The 19124-nt window shown below is 66.0% G+C and carries 12 protein-coding genes, 1 pseudogene and 1 riboswitch; of the genes and pseudogenes, 9 read left to right on the forward strand and 4 right to left on the reverse strand.

The annotated features are described in order from the left end of the window. Window positions 1-67 precede the first annotated feature (67 nt). From ACDH77_RS19640 to ACDH77_RS19665, 6 genes and pseudogenes are all read left to right on the forward strand, one after another. Window positions 68-305 (forward strand): annotated as a pseudogene (locus tag ACDH77_RS19640) (hypothetical protein). After that, window positions 302-1312 (forward strand): aldo/keto reductase, encoded by a 1011-nt coding sequence (locus ACDH77_RS19645; protein WP_136733726.1) that lies wholly within the window; start codon window positions 302-304, stop codon window positions 1310-1312. Before ACDH77_RS19640 ends, ACDH77_RS19645 begins: the two are co-directional and overlap by 4 nt. Next, a complete protein-coding gene (locus tag ACDH77_RS19650; protein WP_372353613.1) occupies window positions 1309-2181 on the forward strand; it encodes an amidohydrolase in 873 nt (290 codons plus the stop codon). Before ACDH77_RS19645 ends, ACDH77_RS19650 begins: the two co-directional genes overlap by 4 nt. Beyond that, a complete protein-coding gene (locus ACDH77_RS19655) occupies window positions 2178-2948 on the forward strand; it encodes an SDR family oxidoreductase (protein WP_008576004.1) in 771 nt (256 codons plus the stop codon). Before ACDH77_RS19650 ends, ACDH77_RS19655 begins: the two co-directional genes overlap by 4 nt. Before the next feature lie 169 nt (window positions 2949-3117). Beyond that, window positions 3118-3975: a fumarylacetoacetate hydrolase family protein gene (locus ACDH77_RS19660; RefSeq protein ID WP_031424886.1), complete on the forward strand. Its 858-nt coding sequence runs from the start codon at window positions 3118-3120 to the stop codon at window positions 3973-3975. A gap of 576 nt (window positions 3976-4551) precedes the next feature. Continuing rightward, window positions 4552-5874, forward strand: coding sequence for an L-fuconate dehydratase (locus ACDH77_RS19665; RefSeq protein ID WP_372353614.1), 1323 nt, complete (start codon window positions 4552-4554; stop codon window positions 5872-5874). A gap of 225 nt (window positions 5875-6099) precedes the next feature. Here the strand turns inward: ACDH77_RS19665 and ACDH77_RS19670 are convergent, their stop codons facing one another. Further along, window positions 6100-6459, reverse strand: coding sequence for an L-fucose mutarotase (locus ACDH77_RS19670; RefSeq protein WP_011349049.1), 360 nt, complete (start codon window positions 6457-6459; stop codon window positions 6100-6102). 2 nt (window positions 6460-6461) lie between these two features. Further along, the gene (gene fucP / locus ACDH77_RS19675; protein ID WP_218533370.1) at window positions 6462-7763 is read right to left on the reverse strand and encodes an L-fucose:H+ symporter permease; all 1302 of its coding nucleotides are present in this window, start codon (window positions 7761-7763) and stop codon (window positions 6462-6464) included. A gap of 180 nt (window positions 7764-7943) precedes the next feature. Here fucP and ACDH77_RS19680 point away from each other — a divergent pair, with 180 nt between their 5' ends. Both ACDH77_RS19680 and ACDH77_RS19685 read left to right on the forward strand, forming a co-directional pair. Beyond that, window positions 7944-8693: an IclR family transcriptional regulator gene (locus tag ACDH77_RS19680; protein ID WP_372353615.1), complete on the forward strand. Its 750-nt coding sequence runs from the start codon at window positions 7944-7946 to the stop codon at window positions 8691-8693. Window positions 8694-8958: 265 nt separating this feature from the next. Beyond that, window positions 8959-9119: riboswitch (yybP-ykoY riboswitch) on the forward strand. 12 nt (window positions 9120-9131) lie between these two features. Beyond that, a complete protein-coding gene (locus ACDH77_RS19685; RefSeq protein WP_008571731.1) occupies window positions 9132-9716 on the forward strand; it encodes a manganese efflux pump MntP family protein in 585 nt (194 codons plus the stop codon). A gap of 96 nt (window positions 9717-9812) precedes the next feature. Here the strand turns inward: ACDH77_RS19685 and ACDH77_RS19690 are convergent, their stop codons facing one another. Next, entirely contained in the window at window positions 9813-13265 is a 3453-nt protein-coding gene (locus ACDH77_RS19690) for a PAS domain-containing hybrid sensor histidine kinase/response regulator (protein ID WP_031424891.1), read from the reverse strand. A gap of 723 nt (window positions 13266-13988) precedes the next feature. On the opposite strand from ACDH77_RS19690, the gene ACDH77_RS19695 reads away from it, so the two are divergent. Further along, window positions 13989-16631: a glycosyl hydrolase 115 family protein gene (locus tag ACDH77_RS19695; RefSeq protein WP_372353616.1), complete on the forward strand. Its 2643-nt coding sequence runs from the start codon at window positions 13989-13991 to the stop codon at window positions 16629-16631. A gap of 93 nt (window positions 16632-16724) precedes the next feature. Here the strand turns inward: ACDH77_RS19695 and ACDH77_RS19700 are convergent, their stop codons facing one another. Beyond that, window positions 16725-19124: a GH36-type glycosyl hydrolase domain-containing protein gene (locus ACDH77_RS19700; protein WP_218556131.1), complete on the reverse strand. Its 2400-nt coding sequence runs from the start codon at window positions 19122-19124 to the stop codon at window positions 16725-16727.

Consider the following 19124-nt stretch of genomic DNA (forward strand, 5'->3'; position numbering starts at 1 on the left):
AGCTTCGTCGAAGAAGGCAGGTATCTAGCCGCACCGGCTTTCATGCCGCAACCGCAGGCCGGGCGTTATAGGAACTGGTCATGCCAGTTGCGAAATCCGACATAGCGCCGCCGGCCTCACGACGGTGTGCAGACCCGGGCACCGCAATGCTGCACTGCAGCGTGATCTGTTCATTGATGATTGCCATATTCATATGCGAACAGTCCGGCACCTGCCGGATGGTGGACGTTGCAATGCTCAGCTTCTGCTCGACGGATTCTTCAAGCCCCCGCACCTGCGCCCTGCTCGCGGAGCGGCGCGCATGAGCGGCGTGGCGCGGCAGCGTCTGGGCGGCACGGACGTGCAGCTTTCTGCACTGGGCTTCGGTGCCGCCCCGATCGGCAACCTGTACACGGAAGTGGACGAAGCAGACGCACTGGCAGCGGTCGCAGGCGCGTTCGAGGCCGGCATTCGCCATTTCGATACCGCGCCCTACTACGGCTACGGGCTGAGCGAAGCGCGTCTGGGTCGTGGCCTGGCCGGTGTGCCGCGCGCGGACTACACGCTGTCGACCAAGGTTGGCCGTTGCGTCTACGACGACGCCCACGCCGTTGCCGGGCGCGACGGTTTTGCGGTGGCCGGGCGGCGTGCCGAGTTCGACTACAGCGCCGACGGCGTACGCCGGGCGTTCGACTCCAGCCTGCAGCGCCTGGGCACCGACTACATCGACGTGCTGCTGCTGCACGACATCGGCGCGCTGACCCACGGCGACAACCACGCCAACGTGCTGCGCCAGGCCTTGGAGGAGGCCTTGCCGGCGATGGCGGAGCTCAAGGCGGCCGGTGCCTGCGGGGCGATCGGGCTGGGCGTCAACGAGCAGGACGTAGCACTGGAGGTGTTGCCGCGTTTTCCGCTCGATTGCGTGATGCTGGCCGGCCGCTACACCCTGCTGGAACAGCACGGCGCGCGCGCGTTGCTGCAGCAGGCGCAGCAACGCGATGTGGCGATCCTGTCGGCCGGCCCGTACAGCTCCGGCCTGCTCAGCGAGGCAGGCGGCCCCGGCGCCACCTACAACTACGCCCCGGTCGATACCGCCACGCTGCAGCATGCGCAGCGGCTGTACGCGGCCTGTGCGGCGTTCGGGGTGGATATCGGCGCGGCCGCCTTGCAGTTCCCGCTGGCGCACCCGGCGGTGACCACGGTGGTGGCCGGCATGCGCACCGTGGCCGAAGTGCGATCGGCTGCCACGCGGCTTGCAGCTCCGGTGCCATCGGCACTGTGGCAACGCCTGCGCGATGAGGGCCTGCTCGCAGCGGAGTTGCCCACGCCATGAGCCGGGTCGACGCGCACTTGCATTTCTGGCACCTGGCCCGTGGCGATTACCACTGGCTGACGCCCGAGCTGGCACCGCTGTACCGCGACTTCGGCCCGGATGACGTCAACGCTGCGCTGGACGCGGCCAATGTCGGTCACGTGGTGGTGGTGCAGGCGGCCGCCACCGAAGCCGAGACCTGTTACCTGTTCGAGCTGGCCCGCGACGATGCGCGCATTGCCGGCGTGGTGGGTTGGGTGGACTTCGCTGCGCCCGATGCCGCTGCACGCATCGGCGCACTGGTGCATGCCGGCGGCGGCGTACTCAAGGGCCTGCGCCCGATGGTGCAGGACATCGCCGACGTGCACTGGCTGGCCAGTCCCGCCCTGGATGCCGCCTTCGATGCACTGCTGGCGCACGATCTGGCCTTCGATGCGCTGATTCGTGCCGTGCATGTGCCGGCACTGCAGGCGCGCTTGAAGCGCCATCCGGGCTTGCGCGTGGTGGTCGATCACGGCGGCAAGCCGCAGATTGCGGCCGGCGAGTTCGTTGCCTGGGCCGCCGGCATGGCGGCCCTGGCGCAGCATCCCACTGTGCATTGCAAACTCTCCGGCCTGCTGACCGAAGCCGCGCGCGGCGCGGGCGTGGACGCGCTGGAGCCGTATGTGGCGCACCTGTTCGCCCGCTTCGGCGCGCAGCGGCTGCTATGGGGCAGCGACTGGCCGGTGCTGACCCTGCGCGCCGACTACGCGCACTGGTTCGCGCTCGCCCAGCAACTCGTCACCCGGCATGCCGCCGAGCACGCGGCAGCCATCTTCGGCGACAACGCACGCACGTTCTATCGTCTGCCACGGCCGGCGGCCCCCACCCACGGAACCTCATCGGTATGACTGTCTCGATCTCCACCACACCCAACACCCGCCTGCAGGGCAAGCGCTGCCTGATCACCGCCGCCGGCGCCGGCATCGGGCGCGAAAGCGCGCTGGCCTGTGCACGCGCCGGTGCACAGGTGATTGCCACCGACATCGACGCCGCGGCCTTGCAGGCGCTGGCCGCCGAATCCGATGCCATCACCACCCAGCTGCTCGACGTCACCGACGCCGCCGCGATCAACGCATTGATCGCCGCACACGGCCCGTTCGACGTGCTGTTCAACTGCGCCGGCTTCGTACATCAGGGCAGCATTCTCGACTGCGACGAGCCGGCATGGCGCCGCTCGTTCTCGATCAATGTCGATGCGATGTACTACACCTGCAAGGCGGTGTTGCCGGGCATGCTCGAACGCGGCCGCGGCAGCATCATCAACATGTCCTCGGTGGCTTCCAGCATCAAGGGCGTGCCCAACCGCTTCGTGTACGGCGTGACCAAGGCCGCGGTGATCGGCCTGAGCAAGGCGATCGCGGCCGACTACGTGGCGCAGGGCGTGCGTTGCAACGCGATCTGCCCGGGCACCATCAAGACGCCGTCGCTGGGCGAACGCGTCAAGGCCCTGGGCGGCGACGAACAGGCGGTGTGGAAGAGCTTCACCGACCGCCAACCGATGGGCCGCCTGGGCGACCCACGCGAGATTGCGCAGCTGGTGGTGTACCTGGCTTCGGACGAATCGTCGTTCACCACCGGCCAGACCCACATCATCGATGGCGGCTGGTCCAACTGAGCACGGCAACGACGCATGCGGCCGCCCGCCACACACGCAGGCGCAGCGATCGCGTGACGCGATCTGTCGCATGTGTCTGCGTCAGGATGCGCACACCGTCCTTACCCACCCGATGCATGCGCGCTAGGTTTGCTAGCCGCTCCCCTTCTCATCTGCAAAGGAAGACCGCATGAAACTCGTACGCATTGGCGCCGAAGGCCACGAACGCCCTGGCCTGATCGACAGCGAAGGCCGCATCCGCGACCTCAGCGGTGTGATCGACGATGTCGCCGGCGAGCACATCACCAACGCCGGCCTGGAAAAACTGCGCGCACTGGATGCGGCCACGCTGCCGTTGATCGAAGGTGAGGTGCGTTACGGCGCAGCGGTGGGCCGCATCGGCAAGTTCATCTGCGTGGGTTTGAACTATGCCGACCACGCCGCCGAATCGGGCATGGAAGTGCCCAAGATGCCGATTCTTTTCATGAAAGCCACCACGGCGGTGTGCGGCCCCAATGACACGGTGATCATCCCGCGCGGCTCGGTGAAGAGCGATTGGGAAGTGGAGCTGGGCGTGGTGATCGGCGATGTGGCGCGCGATGTATCGGTGGAGCAAGCGCTGAATCATGTGGCTGGCTACGCGGTGATCAACGACCTGTCCGAGCGCGAGTTCCAGCTCGAACATGGCGGCCAGTGGGTCAAGGGCAAGAGCGCGGACACCTTCGGCCCGATCGGCCCGTGGCTGGTCACCCGCGACGAAATCGCCGACCCGCAGAACCTGTCGATGTGGCTGGAGGTCAACGGCCACCGCTACCAGAACGGCAGCACGCGCACGATGGTGTTCGGCGTGGCCGAACTGGTCAGCCACATCAGCCGCTACATGACGCTGATGCCGGGCGATGTGATCAGCACCGGCACGCCGCCGGGCGTGGGCCTGGGCCAGAAGCCGCCGGTCTACCTCAAGCCCGGCGATGTGATGGAGCTGGAGATCGAAGGCCTGGGTCGTCAGCGCCAGCCGGTGGTGGCGCACCCGCGCGATGCGGCTTGAGGTTCTCTAGAAGGATTGAGGTAGCACTGCACTACATTGCGTACCACCCCTAAGAATTTTTCTTGCGCGAAAGCCGAAGGACTCACGCAACTCGAATCGCACGACAACGCAAAGCCCCTCTCCCATCGGGGCGCCAAGGCACAGCTTGCGCGCCATTGGCGCGCGTGCCTTGAAGCGCCCGCGTTGCTGGCGCGGGCCGGGGCGCGGAGCGGGGGTTGGGGTGAGGGTACGTAGCCACGGAGTCGCGCAATTCGATGTCATGCCGTCTGTTGTTTGGTCTGACATGTAGACGCTCATGCTGACGCATCACAACCACGTTGCTCTTGCGGAGTTTGCCGCCGCGTTGCATTTCAAAAACGGTGTAGCGCTTCGATGGCAATACACAGCTGGTTGTGCGATCGATTCATTGGGCTGCGTTGCAAAGGCATGAGTCACTGCAGCGCCTCAACATCCCTGGCGCTAAGCGTTCGTACCCTCACCCCAACCCCTCTCCCGGTGGGAGAGGGGCTAAAGCAATTCTCTGTTTCCGTTCTTGTCGGTCCGTTCTTCTTCCACCCTTCACCGCCCAGGATTTTCATGCGCACCATCATCGCCCTCGAAACCCATGACGTCCGCTTCCCCACCTCGCGCGAGCTCGATGGGTCGGACGCGATGAACCCGGATCCGGATTACTCGGCCGCCTATGTGGTGCTGCGCACCGATGCAGCCGATGACCTGGCCGGTTACGGCCTGGTGTTCACCATCGGCCGCGGCAACGACGTGCAGACCGCCGCGGTGGCGGCCCTGGCCGAGCATGTGATCGGCCTGTCGGTCGACGAGGTCATCGCCGATCTGGGCGCATTCGCGCGCCGGCTCACCAACGACTCGCAGCTGCGCTGGCTGGGCCCGGAAAAGGGCGTGATGCACATGGCCATCGGCGCGGTGATCAACGCCGCCTGGGACCTGGCCGCACGCGCGGCGAAAAAGCCGCTGTGGCGCTTCATCGCCGAACTCACGCCCGAGCAGTTGGTCGACACCCTCGACTTCCGCTACCTCACCGACGCGCTCACCCGCGACGAAGCGCTGGCCATCCTGCGCGCTGCGCAGCCGAAGCGCGCGCAGCGCATCGCGCAGCTGATCGAGCAAGGCTACCCCGCCTACACCACCTCGCCAGGCTGGCTCGGCTACTCGGACGAGAAGCTGGTGCGGCTGGCCAAGGAAGCGGTGGCCGACGGCTTCCGCACCATCAAGCTCAAGGTTGGCGCCAACGTGCGCGACGACATTCGCCGCTGCCGCCTGGCGCGCGAAGCGATCGGCCCGGATATCGCCATGGCGGTCGATGCCAATCAGCGCTGGGACGTGGGCCCTGCGATCGACTGGATGCGCCAGCTGGCCGAATTCGACATTGCCTGGATCGAAGAACCCACCAGCCCGGACGACGTGCTCGGCCATGCCGCCATCCGCCAGGGCATCGCGCCGGTGCCGGTTTCCACGGGCGAACACACGCAGAACCGCGTGGTGTTCAAGCAACTGTTGCAGGCCGGCGCGGTGGACCTGATCCAGATCGATGCCGCGCGCGTGGGCGGGGTCAACGAGAATCTCGCCATCCTGCTGCTGGCCGCCAAGTTCAACGTGCGCGTGTTCCCGCATGCCGGCGGTGTCGGTCTTTGCGAGTTGGTGCAGCATCTGGCCATGGCCGATTTCGTGGCCATCACCGGCAAGATGGAAGACCGCGCCATCGAATTCGTCGACCACCTGCACCAACACTTCCTGGACCCGGTGCGCATTCGCCACGGCCGCTATCTGGCCCCGGAAGCGGCTGGTTTCTCCGCACAAATGCACGCCGCCTCGATCGCGGAGTTCAGCTATCCGGGTGGACGGTTCTGGGTGGAGGATCTGGCGGCCAGCGCGAAGACCTGAGCCCGCGTTCCCTCATCCGCCCTTCGGGCACCTTCTCCCGCGCGCGGGTGAAGGAAACGGTACGGGACCGCTCGGCAATTCGGATTGACACATCTCGGCCTGAACTTTCGGCCATGCAGAACAGCCAACGGCTGGCTGCCTAAACCTGCCACGCCTGGATCAACGCGGAGCATGCCCTTCTCCCGCCTGCGGGAGAAGGTGCCCGCAGGGCGGATGAGGGCGCTCTTAGCGCTGCGCGTGGATCGCCTCGCCCAGCGCGAAGATCCGCCCGGCCTGCCGCCATTTCTCGCCTGGGGCACTGCCGGGCAGCGGTTTCTGAAACCGCCACATCAACTGCTCCCACGCCTGGATGCGCGGGTCGGCGGCATCGCGCGCGGCTTTGGCGGCCGGGTCGTAGTCCTCGCTGACCTCCATCAGCATCACCAGCCGGTCGCCGCTGCGAAAGATCTCCAATTCCAGGATGCCGGCCTGCTGCAGCGAGACCACTACCTCCGGCCACACCTCGGTGGGCTGATGCCAGCGCTCGTACTCGGCGATCAGCGCTGCATCGTCGTGTAGATCCAGCACATAACAAAGACGCGGCATGCTCAGGCTCCTGCAACGACGGGCGCCGCGCGACGTGCGCGCAACGCGAACGACAAAATCACCGCAAAGCACGCACCCGGCACCACCATCGCCCAGTGGATGCCGGCCATATCCGACACCGCGCCCATCGCCGCCGTAAGCAAGGCACCGCCGATGATGGACATCACCAGCATGGACGAGCCCAGCTTGCGGGCATCGTCGTGCATGCCGTCCAGGCCCAGCGCAAAAATGGTCGGGAACATCACCGACATGAACACGCTGGCCGCCACCAGCGCGTACAGCCCGGTCCAGCCGGGTAGCGCGATGGCCACCGCGCACAAGACCAGATTGATCACGGCAAAACTTGCCAACAGCTTCGCAGGCGCCAGGTAACGCAACAGCGCAGTGCCGATGAAGCGGCCGGCCATGAACAGCACCAGCGAGATGGTCAGATAGGTCGCAGCGGTTTTCTCCGGCGTGCCAGGCACTGCGTCCTGCAGATAGCGGATCAGATAACTCCAGATGCCGACCTGCGCGCCCACGTAAAAGAACTGCGCCACCACCGCAAACACGAACAAGCGGTTACGCAGCAGTTCGCCGAAGCGTGCGCGCCTGGGCGCAACGCCGGTGTCTGCCTCCGGCGCGCCGCTGGGAAAACGCACCAGCGCGATCAGGATCGCCCACAGCACCACCACCGCACCGATGATCAGGTAGGGCATCTGCACGGCCGCCGATTCGGTGGCGAAGAACGCCTCGCGCGCGGCCGGCGCCATCGCTGCCAGTTCGGCCGGGGTGTGCTCCACGCCGGAGAAGATGAAGTGCTGGCCGACCAGCACGCCGGTAATCGAGCCCAGCGGATTGAACGCCTGCGCAAGATTCAGGCGTCGCGCCGCGCCATCGGCCGGACCAAGGACGGTCACCAGCGGGTTGGCCGTGGTTTCCAGGAACGCCAGGCCGCTGGCGATCACGAACAGCGCCAGCAGGAACAGCCAGTAGGTGTGCACCTGCGCGGCCGGATAGAACAGGAACGCACCGCAGGCGTACAGCAGCAGGCCCAGCACCACCGCGGCCTTGTAGCTGTAGCGACGCATGAACATCGCCGCCGGCATCGCAAACACGAAATAGCCCATGTAGAACGCGCTCTGCACCAGCCCGGCCTGCAGGTCGGTCAGCTCGAACGCCTTCTTGAACTGCTTGATCAGGATGTCGTTGAGGTTGTTGGCCATGCCCCATAGAAAGAACAGGCTGACGATCAACAACAGGGGAACCATGGCGGTGCGCGCCAGGTTGCCGCGCGGCGACGCGGCAATGTCACTGTGATGCATGCGACCGTTCCCCTCCCAAGGCTGTGGCGCTTGCGTTGCAATCGGACGAGCGTACTGCGCAGGCCAGCACCATGCAAATATAAAATCTTTGTTTATATTTGCACGAAGAGACCTCCACCGCCGCCGTGCCTGCGATGCCTGTACCCTGGCGCGCCGCACCTTGCCTGGATCCGCAAACGGATGAGCACCGAACCCGCCAAGTACCGCGCACCCGCCCTGGACAAGGGGCTGGACATCCTGGAATTGCTCGCCCGCCAGGCACAGCCGATGAGCATGGGCGCGATCTCACAGGGTATCGGGCGCTCGCGCGGGGAGATCTTTCGCATGCTGCAGGTGCTGGAAGAGCGCGGCTACCTCACGCGCGATGGCGAAGGCGATTACGTGCTGACCAACCGGCTGTTCATGCTCGGCATGCAGCAGCCGCACGTGCAGAGCATCAGCGAGGCCGCGTTGCCGGTGATGCGGCGGCTGTCCGATGCGATCTTCCAGCCCTGCCACCTGGTGGCGCCGTCCGGCGACCAGATCGTGGTGATCGCGCAAATGGACGTGCCCAGCGACCTGGGCCTGGTGGTGCGCCCGGGGCATCGTCGCCCGTTGACGCATTCCAGCTCCGGGCTGGTGCTGTTCGCCTTCCAGCAGCCGGAGGTGCAGGCGCGCTGGCTGGACATGCTCGAAGCCAGCGACGTGCCATTCGAGCGCGCGCAGTTCCTGGCCGCCGCCGCGCAGGCGCGCCGCGATGGCTATGCCATGCAGCCCAGCGAGGCAGTGGTGGGCGTGGTCGATCTGACTGCACCGATCCTGCAACGCGGCAGCGCCAGCTACACGCTCACGGTGCCCTTCATCGAACGGCGCCCTGCGCTGGTGAGCCCGCAAGCGGCGTTGCAGGCCCTGTGTGCGGCAACCGCCGAGATTTCCAGCGCGCTGCACTAGCCACTTGCACGCCCGGCGCACGCGCGCCGTCGCCTGCCATACGCGTTTCCAGGCGCCCGGCTCCTGCGCGATGCCGCATCGCCCGTGCTGCCACTGCGCCGCACGTCGATGCCTGCGATGTAAGAAATACACACTTGTTGGGCAGCTCGAAGAAGCGGGCAGGCCGCACGCATGGCGCCCGGATAGCCACGGCTATAAAGATCAGACCGACCTTCGCGTGCAGTGCAAACGCACCGAACGCGGCAATGCGTTGGTACACTGCGCGCCCCTTGGGGAGTAGCCTGCTTTCGTGCATCGAAAGCGCCTGCATCAACATACTCGGCCAGTGCGCCGTGGTGCAGGCAACCAGTTCGGTTTGGCGAGACCAGCGGCATGCGTGCACGACGACGGTTGGCGCGGGCGCATGTCGTTGTGACCGTGCCCAACCCGAGAGTGTCGATGTCTCCTTTTTCCATTGTGTTGATCGGTTTTGCGATGTCGACCGATGCGTTTGCCGCGGCGATCGGCAAGGGCGCGGCGATGCGCAAACCGCAGTGGCGCGATGCGCTACGCGCCGGCCTGATCTTCGGCTGCATCGAAGCCATCACTCCGGTGATCGGCTGGCTGCTGGGCCGTGCCGCATCCAGTTATGTGTCTGCCTACGATCACTGGATCGCCTTCGTGCTGCTGGGCGCATTGGGCACGCACATGATCGTTGCCGGCCTGCGCGACGGGCCGGATGATGCCGAAGACGCAGCCTCCGACACGCCAAAACGGCATGGCGTGCTGGGCTTGGCCACCACCGGCTTTGCCACCAGCATCGATGCGATGGCGGTCGGCGTCAGCCTAGCGTTTCTTGATGTGCATATCGGCGTGGTGGCGGTGGTGGTGGGCCTGTGCACCTTCAGCATGGTCACTGCCGGAGTGATGCTGGGCCGCGCGCTGGGCAATCTGATCGGCAAGCGCGCTGAAATGCTGGGTGGACTGATTCTGGTGATCGTCGGCAGCGTGATTCTCTACGAGCACCTGAGCGGCGCGGCGTAAGCACCTCTCCTCGTAGGAGCGTGCCTGCGCGCGACGGAGCGTTATCGGTAATGCCCAATCGCGCGCAGGCACGCTGCTACGCTGCAGTCGCACCTGTCAGCGTGTCTTTGCATCGTGGTAGGCGCTCAGGAACGCGCGTAACGAGGCCGGTTTCACCGGCTTGGTCAGCAGCCGGTAACCGCGTTCGCGCGCAAGCTGCTTGAGTTCGTCGCGGCCGTCGGCCGTGAGCAGGGCGCCGGCGATCGGCGCCGGTGCGGCGGCTTGCACGGCATCGAGCGTGTCCAGGCCATCCATGCGGTCGTGCAGGTGGTAATCCACCAGCATCAGGTCCGGCTGTTCGCGCGCACGTTCCAGTGCCTGGTCCACGGTGCTGGCGGTGATCACCTCCACCTGCCAGCGACCGAGCAGCGCGCGCATGCCATCGAGAATTTCGCGGTCGTTATCCACGCACAGCACGCGCAGGCCGGCCAGCGAATCGCCACTGGGCGATGCACGTGCGGCCGTCACCGGCAACAGCGGTGCCACCGGAACCGGCGCCACACGCGGCAACAGGATCGAGAACATGCTGCCTCGGCCGACCTGGCTACGCGCGCTCAGGTCGTGGTCGAGCAGGCGCGAGATGCGTTGGCAAATCGACAGACCCAAGCCCAGACCCTGCTCGCCCCAATCGAAGGGCTGCTGATAGCGGCGGAATTCTTCGAAGATCTGCCGCATGTGGTGCTCGGGAATGCCAGGGCCGGTGTCCCACACCTGCAGCTCCACCTGCTGCCCACGCCCGCGCATGCCCAGCACGATGCGGCCCTGGCGCGTGTAGCGCAGCGCATTGGCCAGGAAGTTCTGCATCACCCGGCGCAGCAGGCGGCGGTCGCTGCGCACCCAGATCGGGCGCACATGCACCTGTAGCTGAAGACCACGGCTGGCCGCCACCGGCGCGTATTGCGCGGCCAGCTCGTGCATCAGCGCGCTGGCGTCGAAATCCTCGACCGTGGGACGCAATCCACCGGCATCCAGGCGCGAGACGTCGAGCAAGCCGTCGAGCAATTCTTCGGCCGCACGCAGCGAGGCATCCACGCGTTCGGCCAGATGCCGCTGCTCTTCGTTGTTCTGATGGCTCTCGCGCAAGGCCGAGGCGAACAGGCGCGCGGCGTTGAGCGGCTGCAACACGTCATGGCTGATGGCCGCCAGAAAGCGGGTCTTGGATTGTTGCGCCAGCTCGGCTTCGCGCGAACGATCGGCCACGCGTTGTTCCAGGTTTTCGTTGGCGTCCAGCAACGCGCGTTCGGCGCGCTTGTAGTCGGTGATGTCGTTGTAGCTGGTGACGTAGCCACCGCCCGGCAGCGCCTGGCCACGCATCTCGATCACCTTGCCGTCGCTGCGGGTGCGTTCGAACACATGCGGCGAGCCGGCGCGCATATGCCGGATACGCCGGTCGATCTGGTCTTCGATATCGCCCTCGCCCAGTTCGCCGCGCTCGGCGTTGTAGCGGATCAGATCGGCCACCGGCCGGCCCACATACAACATGCCATCGGGATAGCCGAACAACTGCTGATAACGCCGGTTCCAGGCGGTCAGGCGCATGTCCGGGTCGACCACGCTGACCGCGGCGCTGATGTTTTCCAGCGTGGTGGACAAGATCTCGCGATTGAAGCGCAGCTCCTGGCCGGCTTCGTCCAGCACTGCCACCACTTCGCCCAGTTCCATGCCCGAACCGCGCAACAGGCTGGTCAGCACCAGGCGCGCGGAGGCGGCGCCGATGGAGGCCGCGAGCAGGCGTTCGGTGAACTGTACCCAGGCGCGGTCGGCCACCACGGTGGGCTGCAGCTCGCGTTCCAGCAGCACCGCCTGGTCGACGAAAGCGCGATGCGCGTGCCGCTCGCCCACCACACGCTCGGCCAGCGCCTGCAGATCGGCCACGCGCACATGCCCCGGCCAGTCGCCGGCCACCGCCGGGCGCTGCGCGTACGGGTCCAGGAACGGCGCTGCACGCAACCGTTCGTCCACGCCGGGACGCCAGCGCGCAGAGACGAGCATCATCGCGCCCACGTTGATCAGCAGCGACCAGAACGTGCCATGCGCCAACGGGTCCCAGCCGCGCATGCCGAACAGCTGCTGCGGCTGCAGCCAGGCGATACCGAACGGCCCGTCCACCAGCCAGTCGGTCTGCAGCCAGCCGGCGCGCGTGGCCGCCGGCAGCAGCAGCGTGTAGATCCAGGTCATGAAGCCGAGCGCCATGCCGGTCTCCACGCCCTTGCGGCTGGCACCGCGCCAATACAGCCCGCCGATCACACCGGGCGCAAACTGCGCCACCGCGGCAAATGCCATCAGCCCGTACGCAGCCAGCGTGGTGTCGTTGGCCACGCTGCGGTGATACCCATAGGCAATGAGCGCCAGCAGCAAGATGGCAACACGTCGGATCCACAACACGCGCGAGGCCACCGCCGCGCGCGCATCGGCGCTGCCGCGGCGACGCAGCAGCACCGGCATCACCAGGTCGTTGCTGACCATGGTGGCCAGCGCGATGCTGGCCACGATCACCATGCCGGTGGCCGCCGAAAACCCGCCCACATACGCCACCAGCGCCAGCACCGTGTTGCCCTGGCTCAGTGGCAGGGCCAGCACCACCGCATCGTCGACCACCGCACTGCCCTTGCCGAACAATGCGATGCCTGCCGAAGCGATCGGCACCACCATCGCCGAGATGATCACCAGATAGGCGCCGAAGAACCAACGCGCACGGCGGATATCGCCAACGTCGCTGCATTCGACCACCGCCACATGGAACTGGCGCGGCAGGCAGATCACGGCCAGAAAACTCAGCAGCGTCTGCGAAATGAAGCCCACCGACGGCGTGTGCTCGAACAGCGTGCGCGCCGAATCGGCGATATGCAGTTGGTGCTCGCTCAACCATAGCCACGCGAACAGCCCCACCGCCACGATGGCGACCAGCTTGATCACCGACTCCAGTGCGATCGCCAGCATCATGCCGCGGTGGTGTTCGGTGGCGTCGACCTGGCGGGTGCCGAACAAGGTGGCGAACAGGGCCATCAGCAATGCCACATAAAACGCCGGGTCGGCGAAGATGCCGCGCCCGGCGCTGCTATGCCCGGTCAGCACTTCCAGGCTCATCGCCACCGCTTTGTATTGCAGCGCCAGGTACGGAACGATGCCGATCAGTGCAATCACCGCCACCAACGCGGCCAGGCGGCGCGAACGGCCGTAGCGCGAGGAGATGAAATCGGCGATGGACACGGTATTTTCGGCGCGCGCGATCAGCGCCAAGCGCTCGATGATGCGCCAGCCGAACAGCAGCAACAGCAGCGGGCCCAGATAGATCGGCAGGTAGCCGATGCCATTGCGCACCGCCGAGCCAACCGCGCCGTAAAAGGTCCACGACGAGCAATACACCGCCAGCGCCAGGCTGTAGACCGCCGGCCGCAGCCACGGCCGCTCCGGATACAGCGGGCGGCGGTCGCCCCACCACGCCACCCCGAACAGCAGGGCTGCGTAACCCAGGGACACCAGCAGCAGGATCCAGCTCGAGACCAACATGTCCTCCGACGTGGCGCAGCGCCAGCGGTGGAGTTTACGCAGTCGCGCCCATCGGCGTTGCAGGCGCGGCATCCGGGCCGGGCGGCTCTGCGGTGTGGGTGCATCGGCATGCGCGTTGCGTCCTGCCGGGCTGCGCAAGGCCTTGGTGGCCTGCACTGCGCCCCGCCTTGCCGGGCATAGGCATCGCAGATTGCGCAAACATGCCCGCGCGGACTGGGGGCATATCTGCGGTTGGTGTGCGGCCACCGGCGCGGCGCCCGTGGCCATTCACACATGCCGCACGGTTGAGCCACACAGCGACCATCGCCGCGCTCGGCGAAACCATCGCCGCGCAAGACGCGACCTGCGCAGGGCTGCGGAGCGTCTACCGAGCAGCCGCGCTTGCCGGCGGGCTTGATGTTAGCGCTAACACAACATACTGTCTGTCCACCTTGAATCGGACGATGTACCCAAAGCATTTCATTGCTCGATGGCGTCTTGCATGACAGCAATGCCAGGCACAAGGTCATCGCTTGCGTCACTGCGCCAGTGCGATCGACTGTTGCAGTGCAACGACGGCAGTCAACGCACCCAATTGCGCGTTCATCACCACGCGATGGAACGCGCCCCCTCGTGCAGGCGTGGCGCAGACCGGTGCGGTGCATCGGCCGCGACCGCCGCTTGGCAGTGCCATCGATCCGTGTGTCGCACCATCCAGAAATCAGCACCGCATGTGGAGAGCCCATGTCCGTTCAAGCAAGAAGCCAGATCTCGTCTAGTGCGCCGTCGGGCGTGCGATCCCTGCTGCTCATCGTGGCCGGCCTTTTCGCCGCCGACGGTGCCTGGGCCTGTCGCACGCCGGTGTCGGTGTGCGAACGCGACAGCGTCGGTGCGTTTGCGCTGATTCGCTCGGACGTACCCGCCACGGTCGTGGTCGATGCCTCGGCCGATTCCGCCGTGCGATCGGTGGCCGACAATTTCGCAGCCGACCTGCAACGGGTTGCCGGCCGCACCAGTGGCGTGAGCACCGATCTGGCAGGCGTCCGCGGAACGGCCGTGATCGTGGGCACGCTCGGCCAGAGCCCGATCATCGATGCGCTGATCGCCGCCGGGAAAATCGACAGGCGCGCCTTGCTGCAACGCTGGGAGGCGTATACGCAGATTGTCGTCGATCGCCCCACGCCGCAGATCGATCGGGCGCTCGTCATCGTCGGCGCCGATCGCCGTGGCGCGGTCTTCGGTACCTACGATGTCTCGGAGAAGATTGGCGTGTCGCCGTGGTACTGGTTTGCCGACGTCGCAACGGCGCATCGATCCAACCTGTTCATCACCCGCGGCAGCGTGTCCGATGCGCCGAAGGTGCGCTACCGCGGATTCTTCATCAACGACGAAGACCCTGCCTTGAAGGGCTGGGCGACGAAGAAATTCGGTGGCGTCAATGCGAAGATGTACGCGCATGTCTTCGAGCTGGGCCTGCGCATGAAGGCCAACTATCTGTGGCCGGCGATGTGGGGCAAGGCATTCAATGTCGATGATCCCAACAACATGGTGCTGGCCGATCAGATGGGCATCGTCATGGGTACCTCCCATCATGAGCCGATGATGCGCGCGCAGAAGGAGTGGCATCTCAAGAGCATCCCCAACAGCGGCGGCGCCTGGGACTACACCCGCAATGCCGCCAACCTGCGCGCCTTCTGGAAGGGCGGCATTGCGCGAATGATGTCCAAGGGCAGCGGCCAACGCTACGACAGCCTGGTGACCGTCGGCATGCGCGGGGATGGCGACGAACCGATGGCCGAGAGCACGGCCAGCCATTTGCTGGAACAGGTTGTGGCTGACCAGCGCGCCATCATTGCCGATGTGACGAAGGCGCCGGCCACGCAAACGCCGCAGGTGTGGGCGCTCTACAAGGAAGTGCAGGACTACTACGACCACGGAATGCAGGTGCCCGACGATGTCACGCTGCTGTTTTCCGACGACAATTGGGGCCAGATCCGCCGTCTTCCGGTCACCGACCTGCAGCGCGCCGGTGGGTACGGCGTGTACTACCACTTCGATTATGTGGGGGTGCCGCGCAACTACAAATGGATCAATACCAATCAGGTCGAAAAGATCTGGCAGCAGATGGATCTGGCCTATCGGCGCGGCGCACGGCAACTGTGGGTGGTCAACGTCGGCGATATCAAGCCGATGGAATATCCACTGAGCTTTTTCCTGAAGATGGCCTGGAATCCGGAAGCGATTACGCCCGGCGCACTTGCGGCGTATCCGCAGCAATGGGCGCAGGAATCGTTCGACGCGGCGCATGCCGCACGCATCGGAGAGCTGATCACCCGCTACAGCATGCTGGTTGCACGGCGAAAGCCGGAATTGGTCGATCAGGACAGCTTCGCCCTGGGCGAAGGTGCGCCGGCCAAGCTGGATGGCGGCGAGTTCGGCGCAATGGTTGCGCAGTGGCAGGCGCTCGAGCAGCGCATGCTCGGCGTCAAGGCGAGCCTGCCTGCCGACCAGCAAGATGCCTATTACCAGTTGATCGAATACCCGATCGCGGCAGTTTCCAATCTGTACCAGCTCTATTACGCGGCCGCATGGAACAAGCGCCTGGCCGCTCGCAACGATGCACGTGCCAATTACTTCGCCGACATGGTCGAAACCACCTTCGAGCGCGACAAGGCCCTGACACAGCGCTACCACGCGATCAACGGCGGCAAATGGGACGGCATGATGAATCAGGTCCACATGAGCTATGTGATCTGGAACGACCCGACCCAACAGTCCATGCCCTCGATCAGCCGCGTTGGCGGCGATACGCCGCCCGACCGGATCGCGCGCTCGATCGCATTCGCCCCGCCTGCCCCGCAAACGCCAGGGGTGCTTGCGCTCGAAGCGCCCATGTTCTCGCGGGTCATCGCCAACAAGGGGCTGCAATGGACGGCGATCCCCGCGCTGGGACGAACGCAAGGCGCCCTGGTCGCGCTGCCGCAGGGACAGCCTGCCACCACGGCCGAAGACCGTGTCGCAGTGGAGTACGACGTGGTGGTCACCACGCCGGGCCCTGCGACGCTCGGCCTGTATCTTGCGCCCACACTGGATACGTCCAACCGCGGGCCGCTTCGCCTCGGCGTCTCCATCGACGACGGTCCGGTGACCACCGTCAATTGGGAGCTGCACCCGACCGGCGGGGCACAGAACACGCCCGCCGAAAAAGCCTGGGCAACCGCGGTACGGGACAATGCGGTGTTCGTCTCGGCGCAGATGGGCGCGTTGGCGAAGGGTCGGCACACGATCAAGGTCTTCAGGATCGACGACAACATCGTCCTGGAGAAGCTCGTGCTGAGCACCGTGCCGGTGCCTGCCTCCTATCTGGGGCCAGCGCCGACACGCTGACGCAAGCCAGCTGGAGGGCGTCGCAAGCGCGCTCCAGCCGCTTCAGCCGTCCATTGCCGCCGCCAACGCCGAGGCGGCGACCGGCCCGCGGACTCATCCGGGCAACCGGACCTCGACCCGATACACCTGCCCGCGCGCGATGTTGCCGATGCGCTGCTCCGGACAGAGCGCGCCATCGACCAGTACCTCCATCGCGGTGCGACCCGGCTCGCGCGTCAGCGTGACGTCGAAGTCCGCACCACGGAACTGGCGCCTCGCACGCGCGTGCGGCCAATGCGACGGCAGCTGCGGACGGATCGCCAGCGTATCGCCCTGCCCGGCCAGTCCGAACAAGCCCTCCAGCACGCAGCGATACACCCATGCCACCGTGCCGGTGTTGAACAGCTGGCTCGAACGCCCGGCCGTGCGCGGGTATTGATGCCACGCGCCACGGTAGTAGTTGGGCAGCGACACCGGCAGGTGGCCGCGTTGCAGCACATCCTCGCGGGTCGGCCCCGGCAGCAATGCGCGCAGGATTTCCCAGGCGCGGTCGGCCTCGCCAATCTGGTACAGGCTGTACAAATAGAATGCCGCCGCGTGGTTGTACACCGCGCCGTTTTCCGCCGCGCCCGGCCACTTCTGGGTCAGCCGTCCTACGTCATCGCGCATGTGCGTGTACGCCGGCGCCAGCATCACCGGGCCATACGGCGTGTGCAGCTGCTCGCGCACCGCCTCCAGCAGCGCCGCACGTTGCTGTGCATCGGCAGTGCCGGCCAGCAGCGCGAAACTCTGCGGATTGAGATAGATGCGCCCCTCCACATCGTCGGCGATGCCGAAGCGCACCCCGTCGTCGGTGATGCCGCGCGCGTACCAGTTGCCGTCCCACAGCTCACGGTTGGCGTCGGCGTTGATGACGGCAACCGCTTCGCCGAATGCCTGCGCCTGCGCGCTGCGCCCTTGCGCGGTGCAGATCTCCGACCACAGGCGCACTGCATACGCGGTGGCCACGGTAAGCCAGCCGGACACGCCCTTGCCGCGCCAGCCGACCATGTTCATCGGGTCGCACCAATCGCCCTGCGCGATGAAGCTCAACCCACGTGCATCGCGCGCATCCAGTAGCCACTGCATGGCCGCATCCAGGCGCTCGGCCACGCTCAGGCGCTGCCCGTCATGGGTTGCCACGAGCGCGTCCAGGATGCTGGTATCGCCGGTTTCGGCCAGATAGGCGCTCAAAAAGATCGGCAACCACACGCAATGATCGGTATGCGGCACCTGGTTGATGTATTTCAGCTCGGCGCCTTCCACCAACAAGATGCCGTCCGGCATTGCGCCGCTGGGCTCCTGCTGCGACAGGGCGTGCAACAGCGCCGCGCGTGCGGTGGCAGGCTGCAGGTAGGCCATGCCCATATGGTCCTGCAGATAATTGCGCGTCTGCGGATCGGTGGTCAGGCGATTGACGTCGCCGTGATAGAACACCTGGCGCGGCAACCAATGGTTGACCAGATTGTCCAGCGCCGCATCGGGTGTTGCGATCTGCACGCAGCCACGGCCGGCCTGCAGATACTCCGCATATTCACGCGCCGCCTGGGCGAAACCGGCTTCGGAGAGATAGCGCGCACGCAGCGCAGCGATTTCGGCATCATCCTTGGCCGGCCCGAATGCGAAGCGATACACGCTGGCCGCATCGGCGTCCAGTGTCAGCCGGTATTGCAACGCGGCGGCAGGCGTTTCGTAGTGCGCATCGTGGTTGCCCAGCTGCTCGGCCTGCACGGCCGAAGGCGCGTGCAACCCGCCCTCGCCTTCGAATGCCATCTGCTGCGCGTCCCAGGCCACCGGCGTCTGCTCGTGCAGCAGGAAGGTGCAGTCCTTGAAATCGCGCTGGCGGAAGTAATCGTCCACCTTTTGATACGGCGCCACGCTACGGCAGACGATTGCGCCCAAGGCCGGCTCGTAACCGCCGGACTGATGCATCCACGACATGTAGCCGACCGGGAAATAGGCATACAGGCTCAGCCTGCGTGCGCGCCCGGACAGGTTGTGCACACGACATTCCCACAGCTCCACCGCATCGTCGGTGGGTAGAGACACGCACAACTCCACCACGATGTCGTCGTGGCGCACCCGCCAGCGCACATCGTGCTTGCCTGCAGAGAATTCAAACGCCTGCGGCTGCGCGCGCACCGGCTCGTGCGGCACCGAGTACAACGCGCCGGTGTCTTCGTCCTTGAGATAGAAAAAACGACCGGGATGATGCGCGTAGTACGGCTGCTCGGGCATCATGAAATTGCGCGCTTCCAGCATCGGCGCATGCGCGTATTTCGATGGCTCCGGCTGCATGAACTGGCCGGTGGCATAACCGCGGCAGGTCAGCTGCACCATCATGCGGCGGTTCCACAGGAAGCCGCCGGCATTGGGCATTGCAGTAGGGCTATAGAGCGCATAGCGCGCACCATCGGCGCTGGGCGCCATCAGGCTGGACAGCGCATCGGACGTGGCGGGGGGCGTTGCAGACAC

The organism is Xanthomonas axonopodis pv. maculifoliigardeniae (assembly GCF_041519315.1).
Taxonomy (GTDB): Bacteria; Pseudomonadota; Gammaproteobacteria; order Xanthomonadales; family Xanthomonadaceae; genus Xanthomonas; species Xanthomonas euvesicatoria.

Bases quoted from the DNA above. Each gene is read 5' to 3' on its own strand.
- ACDH77_RS19685 (WP_008571731.1), top strand. From the start codon at position 9,132: ATGTCTCCTTTTTCCATTGTGTTGATCGGTTTTGCGATGTCGACCGAT.
- fucP (WP_218533370.1), bottom strand. From the start codon at position 7,763: ATGCATCACAGTGACATTGCCGCGTCGCCGCGCGGCAACCTGGCGCGC.
- ACDH77_RS19645 (WP_136733726.1), top strand. From the start codon at position 302: ATGAGCGGCGTGGCGCGGCAGCGTCTGGGCGGCACGGACGTGCAGCTT.
- ACDH77_RS19650 (WP_372353613.1), top strand. From the start codon at position 1,309: ATGAGCCGGGTCGACGCGCACTTGCATTTCTGGCACCTGGCCCGTGGC.
- ACDH77_RS19695 (WP_372353616.1), top strand. From the start codon at position 13,989: ATGTCCGTTCAAGCAAGAAGCCAGATCTCGTCTAGTGCGCCGTCGGGC.
- ACDH77_RS19665 (WP_372353614.1), top strand. From the start codon at position 4,552: ATGCGCACCATCATCGCCCTCGAAACCCATGACGTCCGCTTCCCCACC.
- ACDH77_RS19660 (WP_031424886.1), top strand. From the start codon at position 3,118: ATGAAACTCGTACGCATTGGCGCCGAAGGCCACGAACGCCCTGGCCTG.
- ACDH77_RS19680 (WP_372353615.1), top strand. From the start codon at position 7,944: ATGAGCACCGAACCCGCCAAGTACCGCGCACCCGCCCTGGACAAGGGG.
- ACDH77_RS19655 (WP_008576004.1), top strand. From the start codon at position 2,178: ATGACTGTCTCGATCTCCACCACACCCAACACCCGCCTGCAGGGCAAG.
- ACDH77_RS19670 (WP_011349049.1), bottom strand. From the start codon at position 6,459: ATGCCGCGTCTTTGTTATGTGCTGGATCTACACGACGATGCAGCGCTG.
- ACDH77_RS19690 (WP_031424891.1), bottom strand. From the start codon at position 13,265: ATGTTGGTCTCGAGCTGGATCCTGCTGCTGGTGTCCCTGGGTTACGCA.